This window comes from Pediococcus argentinicus, from assembly GCF_001437605.1.
GTDB lineage: Bacteria > Bacillota > Bacilli > Lactobacillales > Lactobacillaceae > Pediococcus > Pediococcus argentinicus.
In genome coordinates this window covers 1-1157 of sequence record NZ_JQCQ01000073.1, presented here as the reverse complement: position 1 = coordinate 1157, position 1157 = coordinate 1, and the positions used below count along the sequence as shown (strand labels likewise).

Here is a 1157-nt window from a genome sequence, read left to right as displayed (position 1 = left end):
CTAACTAATCCACATGTTTATTTTGAGGCCACTGGAGTGTATTCTAGGCCATTTGTTTCTTTTTGCGAGATTAACTCTATTACTTATACTATGTTGAACCCTTTGGAGCTTCACTATCGAACAAGCACCATTAGGCGCTTGAAAAACGACCGTACCGATGCTAATCGTATTGCTCAATTCGGTGTCGATTTTCCGCAATCCGAAACAAAATCTTTTCCTGATCCGTATTGTAATATCAGGGAACTATCTAGGTTTATAAATCAAATTGGATCCGACATTAAACTAAAAAGAATGAAACTTCATGTGGCAGTTCAACAGTCCTTCTCTGAGCTTGAAAAATTGTTTGCCAATAGCGTTTCTAAATTAGCTCTTAATATTATTCAATTATTTCCACATCCAGAATTAGTTTCAAAATATGATAAATCGGACTTGATTCAGCTATTAATGTCACAAACTGATAAATGTATTTCTCGAAAGAAATCTGAAAAATATGCTCGGCAATTAATGACTTACGCTGCCCAATCATACCCATCTGTTTCTTGTAATAGTATTCAAACTGAAGAAGTCAGATATTATGCTGAAGAACTAAAAAAGTTGATTATTAAAAAAGAACAGTTAGTTAAACAAATTATTCAGCTGTCCGAAGGACTGCCTGAATTTCATATTTTAACCAGTATGCCTGGAATTGGACCACAATCTGCTGCAGAAATAATTGGTGAATTAGGCGATATTAGAAGATTTAGTAATAGTAAAAAGCTGAATGCGTATGTTGGAATTGATCTAAATCAATATCAATCAGGAACTTATACTGCCCCAGACCACATTAATAAACGTGGGAATTCACATGCCAGAGCTATTTTATACTTCACGGTTAGAAATATGATTAGACAACAAGCATCCGCTCCCAATCATATTGTAGATTACTATTATAGATTAAAAAAAGGACCTCACCCCAAACGGGATAAGGTCGCCACAGTAGCCTGCATGAACAAGCTACTAAAATGCCTTATTGCAATGGTTAAGGCTAACCAAGAGTACGCTTACGCATACCACGGACTCGAAGCCCAATAGGAATTAATCCTATAGTGTAATTGTACTATATTTTCTCACTAAAGCTGCATATAATCATGCGGCTTATTTGTAGTGGTTAATATTTA

Annotated in this window: 1 protein-coding gene; it reads left to right on the top strand. The window is 35.4% G+C overall.

Going from position 1 to position 1157, the window contains the following annotated elements:
* Nucleotides 1-1071 (top strand): IS110 family RNA-guided transposase (locus IV88_RS08935; protein ID WP_157059341.1); only part of this gene is annotated, 1071 nt, incomplete at its 5' end.
* Nucleotides 1072-1157 lie beyond the last annotated feature (86 nt).